Genomic DNA, 15,953 nt, shown 5'->3' on the forward strand with positions numbered 1-15,953 from the left:
GAGATATCCAATTTTTTTAGTAGCTTAGACAAGCTTATCACCCTTCATCAGCGTATGTAATTTTTGAAACAAATAGGAGGGAAAATAATGAAAATAGTAAGAAAAGATGACTTGTTCCTTATATATTATGAACAATGGATAAATATTTATAAGGAAGGTGCAGTTAGGGAAATTACTATGGCTAAATATAGAATGACTTTAAATTGGATTAAAAAGTTGATGCCAACAGTCAAGATTTACGAGCTTAATAGGACAACCTATCAACAATTATTAAATGAATATGCCATTCATCATGAAAGGCAAACAACTATGGACTTTCATCACCAATTAAAAGGGGCAATACTTGATGCTGTTGATGATGGGTTAATAGATAGGGACCCTACAAGAAAGGCTATTATAAAAGGAAAACCACCAAGAAAGAAAAAAACAAAATTCTTAAATCAATTTGAATTAAATACATTGATAAAGAATTTAAATTTAAGAGATGAGATCAATTGGGACTGGTTAATTCTTCTGATTGCTAAGACAGGGATGAGATTTTCTGAAGCTTTAGGCTTAACTCCAAGTGATTTTGACTTTTCTTATCAAACTGTTTCTGTTAATAAAACATGGGATTATAAGGGTAAGGGAGGATTTTTACCAACCAAAAACAAATCTTCAATCAGAAAAATTCAAATTGATTGGCAGACAACCAGCCAATTTGTTAGATTAATTAAGGGTATGGAAGAAAATAAGCCAATTTTTGTAGATAAAAAGGTATATAATTCTACTGTTAATAATATTCTTTCTAAACATTGCAAACAATTAGAAATACCTATAATATCCATACATGGATTGAGACATACCCATGCATCCTTACTTTTATTTGCAGGTGTTTCAATGGCAAGTGTTGCTCGTAGATTAGGTCATTCAAGCATGACTACAACTCAAAAGACTTATTTGCATATTATACATGAATTAGAAAATCAAGATACTGATTTAATCATTAGGTCAATATCTCAATTAGTATAAAATATTAAAATTACATACGCTGATAAAGGATGATAAGATAATTGCTATCTATGAAAAAATTATTAAATAGTCTATAATTAATTTATGTAAAGGCTATAGTTCTAAGGGGGAGTAAGTTTGTTTAGAAGAATTAAAGGAATACTTTTAATTATCTTTTTAATATTACTAATACTACTTATATTAAAAAGACCTTCGTTTTTGGGATTTAATTTTAAATCATTAGAAAATGTTATAGTAGTAGATGCTGGACATGGAGGTAATGATCCAGGGGCTATTGGTGTTATGGGTAGTTATGAAAAAGATGTAAATTTAGAAATTGCAAAAAAATTAAAAGAAAAGTTAGATTCAAATGGTTATAAAGTTATTTTAACTAGAGATAGTGATGAATATTTAGAGAATAATCTAAGAGCAAAAATTGCAAATAGAAAAAGAGCTAGAATTTTTATTAGTATACATGCTAATGCAGTAGAAAACAATAATTCTACCAATGGTGTTCAAGTACTCTATTATCCGAATAGAGAAAGTACTGCTAATGATTTAAATAACAATGAATTTGCAAGGATTATGATGGACTCATTAATTAGTGGGACAAGTTCTGTAAATAAAGGAATAATAGAAAGAAAAGATTTAATCGTGCTCAATCAAACTAAAATGCCAGCTATAATAGTTGAAACTGGATTCTTAACAAATTCAAAAGAAGAAAAACTTTTGCTTACAGATGATTATCAAAACAGAATCGTTAATTCAATATCTGAGGGTATAGAAAGATATTTTAGTTTGAATTTAAATAAATAAAACTATTTATCACTTTCCTTTACATATATATTTATATGAGATATAAAATAAGTATATATGTAAAGGAAAAAGGTGAGATTTATGGACTATATTGAAAAAATAATAAGGAGGTTTAATATGGAATCATTGATTATTGCATTATTATTAATGATACTAGGGATATTAGTTGCTTCTCCTGGTTCTTCAGAGTTTAAGATAAATCATATGGATAAAAAATTAAATAGAATTATGGAGCATATGGGTATAGAAGATATAAGCATAGATGAAGAATTAAAAGAACTTATAGAAGATGATAAAAAAATACCTGCTATAAAAAGACTTAGAGAAGAAACAGGAATGGGTCTTAAGGAAGCCAAAAAATATGTTGATAATTTAGATGAAAAAAGCTTTTAACTAAATAGAGGAAAATGTTTTGTAATAATGTAAAGTATAGACTATATTTTAAAATCTAGCACTGTAACTTGTTAGCTATGATTAATATATGATAATATAGGAGATGGTAAATTATAAACTATTTGGATTTAAATAAATTCTGTGAAAATGGGGGGCTATAATGATTTATGTAATTAATAACAATAATAGTTGCTTTTTTAATCATGCGGCAGAAAAATATTTAATGAATAATTTTCATGATGAAGTTTTTATGCTTTGGGTTAACAAGCCTTCAATATTAATAGGAAGAAATCAAAACACTTTAACTGAAATAAACTATAACTATGTAAAAGATAATAATATTGATGTAGTAAGAAGATTATCAGGTGGGGGAGCTATTTACAATGATTTTGGAAATATAAACTTTACTTTTATCACTAATAGGGATAAGAAAAGCAGTACAGAGAAAAATTCTTTTAACAAATTTGCCCTTCCAGTTATAGAAGCCTTACAATCCCTAGGAGTAAATGCTGAATTTACTGGGAGAAATGATATAATAATAGAAGGCAAGAAATTTTCTGGTAATGCCCAATATTTTCAGAAAGATAAACTCCTCCATCATGGATCAATTTTATTTGATTGTGATATGTCAAAACTATCACTTGCTCTTAAAAGCAAGTCTATAAAATTTAAAAACAAAGGTGTAAAATCAGTGGGAGCAAGAGTTACAAATATACTTCCACATTTAGATAAGGCTATGGCTCTAGGAGAATTTAGAGAATATTTAAAGAACTATATAATAGACACACATGATATAGAAAAAATTATCGAATTTAATAAAAATGATATAGAAGAAATTGAAAAGATTTCAGAAAAGAGTTTTAAAAGCTGGGAATGGAACTATGGAAAATCCCCAGTATATAAATATGAAAACTCAGTCAAGCGTCCTATCGGATTAGTAGAATATACTTTAAATGTAGAAAAAAGTATAATAACAGATATTTCAATATATGGAGATTATTTTGGTGAGCGAAATATATTGGAGCTAGAAGAAGCCTTGATTGGTGTAAAGCATAGAAGAGATCATATAGAGCATAAACTTAAGGATCTAAAGTTAGATGACTATATTAGGGGGTTAACAATAAAAGATTTAATTAATGATCTTTTAGAAATTTAATAAATAGGAGATGAATTATAAATGTATGTAAGAAAGCCTGAATGGATTAGAACAAAGATTCAAGGGGGAAGTGCTTCAAATGGAGTAAAATCAATCATAGGAGACCTCTCTTTAAATACAGTATGTGATGAAGCAAATTGTCCAAACCGTATGGAATGTTTTGAAAGAGGAACAGCTACTTTTATGATACTTGGTAGAAACTGTACAAGAAACTGCACATTTTGCAATGTAACACGTGAAAAACCAGACCAAGTAAGCGAAATTGAGCCTGAAAAGATTGGACAGGCTGTATCTAAATTAAGATTAAAGCATGCAGTTATAACTTCAGTTACAAGGGATGATTTAAAAGACCAAGGGGCTAATCAATTTAGAAAAGTAGTAGAAGAAATAAGGAAAACTTCACCTCATGTAAGTATTGAGCTTTTAATACCAGATATGCAAGGAAATGAAGACTTAATAGATATAATAATAAATTCTGAGCCTGACATATTAAATCATAACGTGGAAACAGTACCAGCCTTATATGATAAGGTTAGGCCTATGGCTATATTTGATAGATCAATACAAGTACTTAATTATGTAAAACAAGTAAAACCACATATGAGAACAAAATCAGGAATTATGCTAGGTCTTGGTGAGAGGAAAGACCAAGTAATAGGAGTACTTAAAAAACTGAGACAAGTGGATTGTGATATGTTAACACTAGGACAATATTTACAACCAAGCACATCTCATATACCAGTAGTAGAATATATAAGACCAGAAAAATTTGAGGAATACGAAGAAATTGCTAAAGAAATGGGCTTTAAAAGGGTAGCATCTGGACCCCTAGTTAGAAGTTCATATTATGCAGAAGACTTTTAATAAATCACATATAGAAAAAGCCTAATGGAAATTGATTTGAATTAGGCTTTTTCTATTTATTATTGATGTCAATGAACAAAATAGGATGTGAATTAATGAGTAGGAAATCTATAAGTAAGAGAGAGCTTCTTATAAATAATGAAAACTTATATTTTAATGTGATTTATTTAGCTTGGCCTATTATTTTACAATCTTTGCTTCAAGTTTTGATTGGGACTATAGATATAAAAATGGTAGGATCTTTAGGAGTAGATGCAATATCTGCTGTTGGTACAGGAAGAAATATTATTATGCTTATAATGATACTAGTAATGGCTATATCCACAGGGACTGTTGCTATGATATCAAGATTTACAGGAATGGAAGATCATAAAGGTGTATCAGTTACAGCGGGTCAAGCATTTTTTTTAAGTATAGTAGCAGCAGCCTTCATGATTCCTACTGGACTACTGACTAATGAATGGATATTAAATATATTAGGTGTACATGATAATGTACTTATTTTAGCAAAAGAATATATGTCAATATTTTTCATATCCATACCCTTTTTCTTATTAAACTTTATGGCTAAATCTATTTTCCAAGGAGCAGGAGATACAAAAACTCCATTAATTATAGATATAGTAATGAATGCTATGAATGTATTAGGAAATTTCATCTTTATATTTGGATTTTGGATATTCCCAGCTATGGGAGTCTCAGGTGCTGCTATGGGCACACTAGTAGCTAGATTAATAGGTTCAATATTAGGATGGGGAGCTTTAGTTAGTGGTAAATTTGTAGTTAAAGTAGATATAATGGATATGATAAGGCCTAAGTGGGAAATTGGAAAACAAATCATTAGTATAGGACTTCCTACTGCCTTTCAAGGACTTTCTAGAAATATAAGTAGATTTATTATATTTGCAATACTTGCTAGAACTATTACAGCAGAAGCTGCAGTACCAGCTTATGTAATAGGCACTAATCTTAATCAATATGCTCTTATGCCTGGACTTGCAGTGGGTACTGCTGCAGCTACATTATCTGGAATGAATATAGGGGCAAAGAAGTTTGAAAGAGCATACAAAATGGGAAAAATATGTGCTTTACTTGGAGCTATTTTAATGGGAGTATTAGCATTTATATTTGCTGTATTTTCAACACCACTAATAAAATTTTTCCTAAATGAATCAAATCCAGAAGTTTTACAAATAGGAAAAACCTTTTTAATTATAATAGGACTATCAGAACCACTTCATGCTGTTACAATAACTTTGTCTAGAACCATGCAGGGGGCAGGATATACGAAATATCCATTTTTAATCACACTAGTATCTTGGATATTTATAAGGATAAGCCTAAGTTATATACTAGCTATTAGCTTTAATCTTGGTCCTACAGGTGTTTGGATAGGTATAGCTGTATCTACTGTAATATCTGGACTTCTAAGTTATTTGTTATTTAAAAAGAAAGATTGGCAGTGTGTAAAAATAAAGGATACAAATAATTAATATTAAATAATAAGGGGTGATGAATATTAGAATTATTATTTCGCCAGCTAAGACAATGGAAATAGATAATGATAGTCTTACTCATAGACAGATGCCAGTATTTATTGATAAATCTAATATGCTATTAGATTATTTACAGACTCTAAATTATAAGGAATTAAAATCTATTTGGAAATGTAGTGATAATCTTGCAGGTAAAAATTTTAATAGAATTAAAGATATGGATTTATATAAGAATTTAACACCCTCAATATTAGCTTTTGAAGGATTACAGTATCAATATATGGGATCAGAAGTATTTACATATAATCAACTAGATTATATAGAAGAACATTTACGTATTTTATCAGGCTTATATGGAATATTAAGACCATTTGATGGCATTGTGCCCTATAGATTAGAAATGAAATCCAAATTCATAGAGTGGGAATATAAATCACTTTATGAATTTTGGGAAGAAAAAATTGCTAAAAGCATATTTGCTGAAACTAATTGCATTATAAATCTTGCATCAAAAGAATACAGCAAAACTATTTCTAAATATCTAAATAAAAATATAAAATTCATAACATGTATTTTTGGTGAGATAATTGAAGGCAAGGTGAAGCAAAAAGCTACTTTAGCAAAAATGGCAAGAGGTGAAATGGTGCGTTTTATGGCTGAAAACAACCTTAAGTTTGCAAATGATATAAAAAAATTCAATAGATTAAATTATATTTATAAAGAAGAACTATCAGATGACAATACTTATGTTTTTATTAAAACAAAATAATAATTTCTATATAAAACATAAAAATGAGGTGTGGAATTGGTTACTAAAGTATATGAAGATATTTATATGATTGAAATAATATTACCAAATAATCCTTTAAAAGCATTGAATTGTTATCTTATAAAGGGAGAAGATAAATCTTTAATAATAGATACAGGATTTAATAAAAAGGAATGCTTAGATGCCTTAAGGGAAGGATTAAATGAGTTGAATCTTGAAATTAAAGATACAGAGTTATTTATCACTCATTTACATTCAGATCATTCGGGTATGGCTAATATATTCAAAGATCAAGGTGTAAATATATATACAGGAGAAATAGATGGAGATATAATAAACCAAATGACTACAGAGTCATATTGGAAAGAACGTGATAAGCTTAAAGTATTATTTGGTTTAAAAGATGATAAGATAACATTTAAGGAGAACCCAGGTTATAAATATGTTTTAAAAGAAGCTATAGACTTTAATTATTTAAAAGAAGGCGATAAAATTAATATTGGAAAATATTCTTTTGAATTAGTTTTCATACCAGGACATACTCCAGGGCATATGGGTTTATATGAAAAAAAACATAAGATATTTTTTAGTGGTGATCATATTTTAAATGGTATTACTCCCAATATTGGATTTTGGGGATTTGAACAAGATATATTAGGTGTATATTTTAATAGTCTTGATAAAATTTATTCATTTGATATAGAGCATTTATTTACTGCTCATAGAAAAAGTGTAGATGACCATAAAAAAAGGATAGAAGAATTAATACAACATCATAAAGATAGGCTGAACGAAATTTTAACAATTCTAAATTTTGACGGATTAAGCGTAAGAGATGTTGCATCTAAAATGACTTGGAGTATCAGAGCAAAGGATTGGGATGATTTCCCAAGACCACAAAAATGGTTTGCTACAGGAGAAGCGATGGCTCATTTAGAACATTTATATGCAAGTGGAAAAATAGAAAAAGAAATAAAGGATGGTACCCTTTATTTTAGATTAAAGTAATAAAATGCCTTAGATTAAGATTCTAAGGCATTTTTCTAATATATTTATTCTTTTATCTCTAAAAGTTTATTTTTTAATTGATTTTCAATTTTATTTAGCTCTGTTTCTGCTTCTTTTCTTTTTTGACGACCTTCTATTTGAATACGCATCACTTCATCAAGAGTTGATATTAAAGATTCATTTGTGGATTTTAATGTTTCAATATCTACTATTCCTCTTTCTGATTCTTTTGCTGTTTCAACAGTTGCCATTTTCAGAGTTTCAGCATTCTTCTTTAACAATTCATTTGTCATATCAGTTACTTGCCTTTGAGCTTTTGCAGCTTGAGTAGAATGAGTAACTCCTAAAGATAAGACCATTTGGCTCTTCCAAAGAGGAATAGTATTTACTATAGTTGATTGAATTTTCTCTGCCATTATAGTATCATTTCCTTGAACCAAACGAATTTGTGGTGCCATTTGAAGCGAAATCATTCTAGTTAATTCTAGGTCATGAATTTTTTTCTCAAAGCGATTACAAAGTGCGGTTAAATCATTAACTGCTTGAGCATCTTCTTGTTTTCCAGAAGATGTAGATTTTTCAATTAAGGCAGGTAGTTCTTCTTTTCGCACTTTATCTAATTTCTTTTTTCCAGCTAAGATATACATAGATAGCTCTTTAAAATATGTCTTATTTAAATCATACATTTTATCCAGCATAGCTATATCTTTTAAAAGTTGAATTTGATTTTTTTCTAAGGCCTCACAGATTTTATTTACATTTATTTCTGCCTTATCATACTTTGCTTTCATTGCTGTGATTTTATTAGAAGACTTTTTAAAAATACCTAAAAATCCTTTTTCCTCTTCTTCATCAAAGGTTTTTAATTCTGTAACAACTCCCGTAAGCATCTTTCCGATTTCACCTAGATCTTTGGTTTTTACATTGTTTAAGGCAGTTTCTGAAAAATCTGCTATCTTTTTTTGTGCACCTACACCATATTGTAATATTTGATTGGATTTATTTAAATCAATTTGATTTACAAAATCATCTACAACTTTTTTCTCATCAGGTGAAAGCATACTTTCGTCAAATTCTTTATCTTTAATCTGAAGTTCATCTTCTGATATATTTTTTTCTTCAAATGGATCAAAATTTAATGTTGGTATATCATTGTTCATCTTTTTCCTCCCTTGTATTTCTAGACATTATCTCATCTTCTGTCAAACCTTCTTGTTTAAGCAAGGTATTTAAAACTGTTATATCAGTAGATATATCCATTGCCATATCTACAAATAGGCTATCAAGTAAATTTTTAAATGCTAAATTTATGGTATCCATAGTATCTTCTATTTCTTTTTTTGAATTTGAAATATTATCACCATCTATTGATTGATAATCTAACTTTTTATATGCATCAACTAATTTTAATGTTGTAGGCAAAAAATATTCTGTAAACTTTTTTATTTCAGCAAGTTTTTCTGGATGAGTTTCTATATAAGCAAAGATTTTCCTAGTTATATCTTCTAACTTATCAAGCTTAATTGAAATTTCTTCCCCTGGAATCATTTCATTTGATTTTTTGATTTTTTCAATGAAATTATTTCCGTCATCAATTGTTTTTTTAACCTGTGGATCCAATCTATTATTTTTAATTCTTTCTTCCTTATCAACCTTATTTTTCATTTCTATACTTTTTTGAAGAATTAGATATTCTTCAAAAGTTTGAGTGTTTAATATGAAATAAGTATTCTTTTCATCAATATGACCTTCAGGAAACATACCTATTTCAATCATCTTTCTCAAATCTTTTACTACAGCTCTTTCGCTTAAGCCAGTAATATTAGAAAAACTTTTGATAGAAGAATAACTTCGTCCTTTAAGTTGTGATACATATCTTTTGAATCTTTTTAGTCTTTTATTCATACGCTTGCCATTGAAGTACAATATTATACTTGTAATGAATAGAGGTGAAATCCCTATAGCTATAGTATGAAATACTCTTCCTCCACCTGTAGAATAACCTAATAGAATCATTACAAAGGCAATAATTCCAAATATTGAACTCCCTACAATTCCAAAGATGATTTGTACTAAGCTTGAAAGCTGTCCTACAGGAACACTATATTTGCTTTGTTCTAACTTATTTTTTTTAGTTGGTTTTTTTGGAATATTATAATTAACTTTAGTATAATGATTTTTTTTTGTTTTTAAATCTATAGAACCTTTTACTTCATCTAATGCACCTTTTACAAATATTTTAATATCTTTATTTAATTTGTTGAAATCTCTATTATTTAGTGAATCTTGTACTATTTTTTTAATCTCATCACCTAAGTTTTTACCTTGTCTAGTCATAATTACCTCCAAAGTAGTTAACTTTATTTTTTATATATCATATATATATTATATCATAATATGTGATTTTTACATATATTTATCAGAATATAGGTCTTATTTGCAAAAAAATGTATTAAAGAAATTTCATTAAAGTTTGTTTTTTAAATCAATTAATATATAATGAGACTAACAAAATATTTAGAAAGTGAGATTTCTATGAAACCCATAAAGAAGAGTATTTTAAAGATTTTATCTATACCTCATTTTAATTTAAAGAAAAATTATAAAGCATATAGAAAAGTCATTAAATTTTTTAATCCTCCTATAAAAAAAGAATATAAAACATTAGATCATAAAATAATGGTAGAAAAAAGGGAGATACCAGTTCGAGTTTTTTTACCAGAAGAAGATGCAAGTGAAAAGGTAATTATATTTTTTCATGGAGGGGGCTGGGTCACAGGTGATATAGATAGCTATACAAATGTTTGTAGAAATATGGCAAATAATACAAGACATATTGTAGTATCTGTAGACTATAGGCTGGCACCTGAAAATCCATTTCCAAAAGGATTAGAGGATTGTTATCTTGTAACTAAAGAAATATTTAATAAAACTGAACTTTTAAATTCTAAAAAAGAAGATATCACCCTATTAGGAGATAGTGCAGGTGGAAATCTTGCAGCAGTAGTATCACTTATGGCTAGGGATAGAAAAGAATTTTATCCTAAAAAACAAATTTTAATTTATCCAGCTACAAATTATGATCATTCAGAGACTTCTCCATATGATTCTGTACATGAAAATGGAAGTGATTATATAATGACATCAAAGAGAATTCAAGATTACTTAGATCTTTATGTGAAAAATGAACAAGATAAACTAAACCCTTATCTTGCCCCTATACTTTCTAGTGACCTAAAAAATCAGCCAGATACTCTTATAATTACAGCAGAATACGATCCCTTAAGAGATGAAGGGGAAGCTTATGGACATAAACTTAGAGATTTTGGAAATAATGTTAAAATACACAGGGTGGAGGATGCAATTCATGGATTTTTCTCAAATTCTATAAATACAGATAAAATCTCTGAAACATATAAGTATATTAACTCTTTTTTAAATGAAACTAAAAAATAAGTGGTGAAGATATGAAAGATAAAAAAGAAAAAATAGAATGGAAAAGACTAGATAATGCCTCTAAGATATTTCCAGCAACTTCAAATAATAAAGATACAAAGGTATATAGAATATCAGCAGAATTATATGATGATATAAATCCTAAAAATTTGCAAAAGGCACTAGATTTAACTATTGAAAGTTTTCCAATATACAAATCCATACTTAGAAGAGGATTTTTTTGGTATTACTTTGAATTAAGTAATATAAGTCCTAAAGTAGAAATAGAAACTACAAATCCATGTGCTGCTCTATACATAGAAGGCAAGAGAAATCTCTTATTTAGGGTTTCTTATTACAAAAGAAAAATAAACTTTGAATTATTTCATGCATTATCTGATGGAGCTGGTGCTATATGGTTTTTAGAAACTTTGATATTTCATTATATGAAATATAATTATAAGGATGAGTTAGATGGTTTTATTCCTGATTTTGAATATGGGGCATCTATAAGTCAAAAGATGGATGATAGTTTTTTTAGAAATTATAGCCCAAATATTAAAGTTAAAAATATAGGAATAAATAAATATAAAACTGCTTATAAAATAAAGGGAAAGAGAATAGATGAAAATAAGATGAAAGTTATTGAAGGAAGCATGTATGCAGATGAGCTTCTAAATATATCTAGAGAATATGGTAGTAGTATAACTGTTTTTTTAAGCTCACTTCTTATATATTCAATTTATTTAGATATGCCAAAAAACAAAAGAAAAAAGCAAGTGGTAATTTCTGTACCTATAAACTTAAGGGGATATTATAAGTCAGCAACTGCTAGAAATTTTTTTACTACTATGAATATAAGCTATGATTTTCAAAATAATAGCTCAGAATTTAAAGATATAATAAGATATGTAGATGAAAAATTTAAAAAAGAATTAGAAGAAGAAAATATTCAACTAAAGCTTGCTAGGTTTATGAAATTTGAAAACAATCCTTTGGCTAGGATTATACCTCTTAGTATAAAAGATGTATTTATGAAAATTGCAGATAAGCTTAATGATAGAAGGATAACTTCTTCAATATCAAATATAGGTAAAATAAAAGTAGACAGTAAATTTGAAGGCTATATAAGACAATTTAGCATATGTGTAAGTGCAAGGACTCCAAAAATAACATTTTGTTCATATAATGATAGATTTGTAATCACATTTACATCTCCCTATATAGAAACTGATATACAAAGATTATTTTTTCAATTTCTTTCAGACAGAAATATAAAAATAAAAATTACATCAAATATGTAATGAGGTGTCAATATGAAGTATTGTAAACATTGCAAGGTATATATAAGAGGAAAACATGATAGATGTATTCTTTGTGAGAATATATTAGAAAAAGAAGTAAAAATAGAAAATGAAGATATATATCCGGAAATACCACCCTTCTATGAGAGTCACTTAGCTATTAAAATAATGATATTTATAACTATAGTAGCTTTAGTAGTAAGTGTTGGTATTAATATAATATTTAAAAGTGATATAAATTGGCTAATATTATTTATGCTTGGAGTAGTAAGTATTTGGGTTGGACTTATAATTATAGTTCAAAAAAGATATCATATACCTAAAAAAATATTGTGGCAAGTTATAGTCATATCTATTTTTGCTATATTTTGGGATTATGCAACTGGATGGATAGGTTGGTCCTTAGATTATGTTATACCAATAGCTTGTGTTTCAGCTATGATTATAATGTATGTAACAGCAAAAATAATGAAATTAAGTGTTAGAGATTATATAACTTATGTACTTTTAGATGGTATATTTGGCATCATACCTGTAGTATTTATAATATTTGATTTAGTAAATATCCTATATCCATCTATTATAAGTATTGGATTTAGTATTATTTCTATATCTGCTATATTTATATTTCAAGGTAAAGAAATAAAATCAGAAATGAATAAAAGGATGCATATATGATGAAATAGAATAAATCTAAGAAATCCTCTTAGAGTACTTAATTGTTATGTTATAAAAGCACACTTTATTTTAGAATAAAATAAGAAAAAGCCTTAGAATCTCCAATCTAAGGCTTTTTTCTAATATATGTCTTCAACTACTCCTATAGAAGTTGCTTTTATGTGTGGATTATCTTTTAATTTCATTAGCTCATCCTTAGTTCCATATACAATAGCCCCAAGCATTTTAGGTTCTTCTTTATCATGATATTTTTCATATATTTTACTATACTCATCTATAGGACTTTTATCTAATAAGTCAAATAAATCTTCAACTCTTGAATTTAATACTCGTGAAGTACCCACATCTATTCTATGAAAGGATACTCCAAGAATGTCATTTTCAGGTATATAGGCGGCATTAGCATCATAATTTTGCGCTGCGTATTTTATCTCATCCATATACTGATCTGTAAATAAATCTAACCATACCCAAGATACATTCACATCAGCTAACATTATACTTACATCATTCATATCATATTCTTTGTCAAAAGATATACCCATCTCTATGAATTTTCCTTCTGGTATTTGATCTAGAACTTCTAAATCATTTTTATACATTTCATATTTTATTTTAGGATGATAAAATATCATCTTTCTATATCCCGTATCCCAAAAATCTGGTGCTATTTCCTCATTATCTCTAACAGCCCAAACTCCACTATAATAATGCATAGAGCCTGGAATAGGAAGCAATCCATATTGTTTTCTATAATCTCTTAGAACAACTGATTTAGGACCTACTTCTTTTGATATCTTGTAGTTAGCATTGCCACCTAGAACACCAAAATCATAAGAAGCTTCTGAAATATATCCATTAGGGATTCTTAATTTAGTTAAGATGTTTTCAATTTCTTGTGCTTTTTCGCTTTCTTTAATATTTATATAAATATTTGAAAATACACCTATAGTGAGTACTACTATAGATATTAAAATTGATATAATAGTAGTTTTGAAAATTGATTTTCTTTTCATTTTCTTTAATTTTTGATTTAAATTTTTTTCTTCTAAATTATCATCTAAATTACTTTTCATTTTTATCCCTCCAAATTTTCTTGAATTTATTTCTAGCCCTATAGAGATAAATTTTTACTGTGTTTTCTTTCATATCTAAAATTTCACCAATTTCTTTATAGCTTAAATCCATATCATATTTCAATATTAAAAGCGTTTTATATATTTCTTTTAAATTGTTTAATATTTCTTTTATCTTTATAGAGTCTACTTCCTGAATTATGGTTTCTTCAACATTATTCTTATCTTTTACTATATTATAAAAAAACTTATCTTCTAAATTAATTTCTTTTATGATATTTTTTCTTTTAATATAATTATTATAGTTATTTATACTTACAGTAAAAAGCCAGGAGTGAAATTTTTGAATATCCACTATATCAATATATTCTATAGCCTTAACAAAGCTATCTTGCATGATATCTTCTGCTTCTTCTTTTGAACAGCCTCTTTTAATTAAATATCTATAAATCATTTTAGACTTACTTTTATATAGTTCTATTAAAATATCATTATTCAAAATCTTCCTCCTTTCCTTTCTCTTACTAATAAGACAATTTAAAAGCTAAAATGTATACAGTTTTAATAAAATTAATTTTATTAATTATATCATTTATAAAAAAAAGGCTTAAATTCTAATATTAGAATTTAAGCCTTTTTTTATATTTATCAAATAATAAAATCTGTGTTTAGCTCACTGTAATCTACATTATCTTCGATAAACTTTACAACTCCTTATAAATAATCTAACTATATTAATTATACATCATTAAAATTAATCATCAAGATAGATTAAATATTCCAATAATTCTAATTAAATGATATAATATCAATATACTTATTTAAGCATTTAAAAGGGGTGAATAGATTGTTATATAGAAGATTTGGCAAAACAAATGAAATGGTTTCTATTCTTGGTTTTGGCTGCATGAGATTTCCACTTTTACCTGGTGGGGATTCATCTAAGATTGATGAAGGTGAATCTATGAAGATGGTAAGATATGCGATTGATAATGGTTTAAATTATTTAGATACAGCTTATCCTTATCATGGAAATGGTATGAGTGAAAAAGGATCTAGTGAACCTTTTGTTGCAAAAGTAATAAAAGATGGATATAGAGAAAAAGTAAAAATTGCTACAAAATTACCTACATGGTTAATTGAAACTAGAGAAGATATGGATAAATATTTAAATGAGCAGTTAGAAAGACTTGAAATAGAATATATTGATTTTTATTTATTACACACCTTAAATAAAAAAGTGTGGGAAAAATTAAAATTTCTTGGGGTAGATGAATTTTTAGATAGTGCAATTGAGGATGGCAGGATTAAATATGCTGGATTTTCTTATCATGATAAAGCAGAATACTTTAACGAAATTATAGATTATTATGATTTTTCTTTTTGTCAAATACAATTTAATTATTTGGATGAAGATTATCAAGCAGGACTTGATGGGTTAAAATATGCAAAATCTAAGGATCTTGGGCTAGTTATAATGGAACCTTTAAGAGGTGGAAAATTAGCAGCAGGACTTCCTCAAGAAGCAATGGATGTATTTAACAATGAAGATAAGGAAAAATCCCCTGCTGAGTGGGCATTAAGATGGGTCCTTAATCATTCTGAGGTTTCTATAATACTTAGTGGAATGAGTACTATGGATCAGGTAATAGAAAATATAAATATATCTAAAGAAGCAAAAGCAAACTCCTTATCTAAATCAGAATTAAATGCTGTTGAAAAGGTAAAAGATATTTATAAGAGTAGAATAAAAGTTAATTGTACGACTTGTGGATATTGTATGCCTTGTCCTCAAGGAGTTGATATTCCTAGAAACTTTACAATCTATAATAATTATTACATGTTTGATGAAGAAAAAGGATATGAAAACTTAAAAGAAAAGGATGCATCTCATTGTATACAATGTAAAATTTGTGAAACTCATTGTCCACAATCAATAGAAATAAGTAAAGAACTTGAAAAGGTAGT

Annotated in this window: 16 protein-coding genes; 12 read left to right on the forward strand and 4 right to left on the reverse strand. The window is 27.6% G+C overall.

Annotated elements, in window-relative coordinates:
- The first annotated feature begins 87 nt into the window (after positions 1–87).
- The 8 genes from ACTHUW_RS11075 (at position 88) to ACTHUW_RS11110 (ending at position 7,492) form a co-directional block, all read left to right on the forward strand.
- A complete protein-coding gene (locus tag ACTHUW_RS11075) occupies positions 88–1,011 on the forward strand; it encodes a site-specific integrase (RefSeq protein WP_442197774.1) in 924 nt (307 codons plus the stop codon).
- A gap of 117 nt (positions 1,012–1,128) precedes the next feature.
- Positions 1,129–1,806, forward strand: a complete 678-nt coding sequence (locus tag ACTHUW_RS11080; protein WP_442213298.1) for an N-acetylmuramoyl-L-alanine amidase family protein — start codon at positions 1,129–1,131, stop codon at positions 1,804–1,806.
- A gap of 117 nt (positions 1,807–1,923) precedes the next feature.
- Positions 1,924–2,199, forward strand: a complete 276-nt coding sequence (locus tag ACTHUW_RS11085; RefSeq protein ID WP_442197776.1) for a ribosomal protein L7/L12 — start codon at positions 1,924–1,926, stop codon at positions 2,197–2,199.
- 160 nt (positions 2,200–2,359) lie between these two features.
- Positions 2,360–3,355, forward strand: a complete 996-nt coding sequence (locus ACTHUW_RS11090) for a lipoate--protein ligase (RefSeq protein ID WP_442213300.1) — start codon at positions 2,360–2,362, stop codon at positions 3,353–3,355.
- Between the two features lie 21 nt (positions 3,356–3,376).
- Complete coding sequence (gene lipA / locus ACTHUW_RS11095) at positions 3,377–4,219, forward strand: lipoyl synthase (RefSeq protein WP_442213302.1); 843 nt, start codon at positions 3,377–3,379, stop codon at positions 4,217–4,219.
- Between the two features lie 95 nt (positions 4,220–4,314).
- Complete coding sequence (locus ACTHUW_RS11100; RefSeq protein ID WP_442213304.1) at positions 4,315–5,712, forward strand: MATE family efflux transporter; 1,398 nt, start codon at positions 4,315–4,317, stop codon at positions 5,710–5,712.
- Positions 5,713–5,731: 19 nt separating this feature from the next.
- Positions 5,732–6,484, forward strand: coding sequence for a peroxide stress protein YaaA (gene yaaA, locus ACTHUW_RS11105; protein ID WP_442213306.1), 753 nt, complete (start codon positions 5,732–5,734; stop codon positions 6,482–6,484).
- Positions 6,485–6,514: 30 nt separating this feature from the next.
- Entirely contained in the window at positions 6,515–7,492 is a 978-nt protein-coding gene (locus tag ACTHUW_RS11110; RefSeq protein WP_442210947.1) for an MBL fold metallo-hydrolase, read from the forward strand.
- A 44-nt stretch (positions 7,493–7,536) separates the two neighbouring features.
- Here the strand turns inward: ACTHUW_RS11110 and ACTHUW_RS11115 are convergent, their stop codons facing one another.
- Positions 7,537–8,652, reverse strand: a complete 1,116-nt coding sequence (locus ACTHUW_RS11115) for a toxic anion resistance protein (RefSeq protein ID WP_442197781.1) — start codon at positions 8,650–8,652, stop codon at positions 7,537–7,539.
- Complete coding sequence (locus tag ACTHUW_RS11120; RefSeq protein ID WP_442199480.1) at positions 8,642–9,829, reverse strand: 5-bromo-4-chloroindolyl phosphate hydrolysis family protein; 1,188 nt, start codon at positions 9,827–9,829, stop codon at positions 8,642–8,644. Before ACTHUW_RS11120 ends, ACTHUW_RS11115 begins: the two co-directional genes overlap by 11 nt.
- A gap of 198 nt (positions 9,830–10,027) precedes the next feature.
- Here ACTHUW_RS11120 and ACTHUW_RS11125 point away from each other — a divergent pair, with 198 nt between their 5' ends.
- Genes ACTHUW_RS11125 through ACTHUW_RS11135 form a run of 3 tightly spaced genes read left to right on the forward strand, consistent with a single transcriptional unit; the run spans position 10,028 to position 12,909 of the window.
- A complete protein-coding gene (locus ACTHUW_RS11125) occupies positions 10,028–10,948 on the forward strand; it encodes an alpha/beta hydrolase (protein WP_442197789.1) in 921 nt (306 codons plus the stop codon).
- Positions 10,949–10,959: 11 nt separating this feature from the next.
- On the forward strand, positions 10,960–12,231 hold the full coding sequence (locus ACTHUW_RS11130) for a hypothetical protein (RefSeq protein WP_442197783.1): 1,272 nt from the start codon (positions 10,960–10,962) through the stop codon (positions 12,229–12,231).
- 12 nt (positions 12,232–12,243) lie between these two features.
- Entirely contained in the window at positions 12,244–12,909 is a 666-nt protein-coding gene (locus ACTHUW_RS11135; RefSeq protein WP_442197784.1) for a DUF6320 domain-containing protein, read from the forward strand.
- A 119-nt stretch (positions 12,910–13,028) separates the two neighbouring features.
- Here the strand turns inward: ACTHUW_RS11135 and ACTHUW_RS11140 are convergent, their stop codons facing one another.
- Both ACTHUW_RS11140 and ACTHUW_RS11145 read right to left on the reverse strand, forming a co-directional pair.
- On the reverse strand, positions 13,029–13,985 hold the full coding sequence (locus tag ACTHUW_RS11140) for an anti sigma factor C-terminal domain-containing protein (RefSeq protein WP_442197785.1): 957 nt from the start codon (positions 13,983–13,985) through the stop codon (positions 13,029–13,031).
- Entirely contained in the window at positions 13,975–14,484 is a 510-nt protein-coding gene (locus ACTHUW_RS11145) for an RNA polymerase sigma factor (protein ID WP_442197786.1), read from the reverse strand. Before ACTHUW_RS11145 ends, ACTHUW_RS11140 begins: the two co-directional genes overlap by 11 nt.
- 348 nt (positions 14,485–14,832) lie before the next feature.
- Between ACTHUW_RS11145 and ACTHUW_RS11150 the strand changes: the two genes are divergently transcribed.
- On the forward strand, positions 14,833–15,953 hold a 1,121-nt coding region (locus ACTHUW_RS11150), incomplete at its 3' end, for an aldo/keto reductase (protein ID WP_442213308.1).

This window comes from Senegalia sp. (in: firmicutes) (assembly GCF_052088025.1).
Classification (GTDB): Bacteria; Bacillota; Clostridia; order Tissierellales; family SIT17; genus Anaeromonas.

Bases quoted from the DNA above. Each gene is read 5' to 3' on its own strand.
- ACTHUW_RS11120 (WP_442199480.1), bottom strand. From the start codon at position 9,829: ATGACTAGACAAGGTAAAAACTTAGGTGATGAGATTAAAAAAATAGTA.
- ACTHUW_RS11115 (WP_442197781.1), bottom strand. From the start codon at position 8,652: ATGAACAATGATATACCAACATTAAATTTTGATCCATTTGAAGAAAAA.
- ACTHUW_RS11135 (WP_442197784.1), top strand. From the start codon at position 12,244: ATGAAGTATTGTAAACATTGCAAGGTATATATAAGAGGAAAACATGAT.
- ACTHUW_RS11125 (WP_442197789.1), top strand. From the start codon at position 10,028: ATGAAACCCATAAAGAAGAGTATTTTAAAGATTTTATCTATACCTCAT.
- ACTHUW_RS11075 (WP_442197774.1), top strand. From the start codon at position 88: ATGAAAATAGTAAGAAAAGATGACTTGTTCCTTATATATTATGAACAA.
- ACTHUW_RS11130 (WP_442197783.1), top strand. From the start codon at position 10,960: ATGAAAGATAAAAAAGAAAAAATAGAATGGAAAAGACTAGATAATGCC.
- ACTHUW_RS11140 (WP_442197785.1), bottom strand. From the start codon at position 13,985: ATGAAAAGTAATTTAGATGATAATTTAGAAGAAAAAAATTTAAATCAA.
- lipA (WP_442213302.1), top strand. From the start codon at position 3,377: ATGTATGTAAGAAAGCCTGAATGGATTAGAACAAAGATTCAAGGGGGA.
- yaaA (WP_442213306.1), top strand. From the start codon at position 5,732: ATGAATATTAGAATTATTATTTCGCCAGCTAAGACAATGGAAATAGAT.
- ACTHUW_RS11090 (WP_442213300.1), top strand. From the start codon at position 2,360: ATGATTTATGTAATTAATAACAATAATAGTTGCTTTTTTAATCATGCG.
- ACTHUW_RS11085 (WP_442197776.1), top strand. From the start codon at position 1,924: ATGGAATCATTGATTATTGCATTATTATTAATGATACTAGGGATATTA.
- ACTHUW_RS11100 (WP_442213304.1), top strand. From the start codon at position 4,315: ATGAGTAGGAAATCTATAAGTAAGAGAGAGCTTCTTATAAATAATGAA.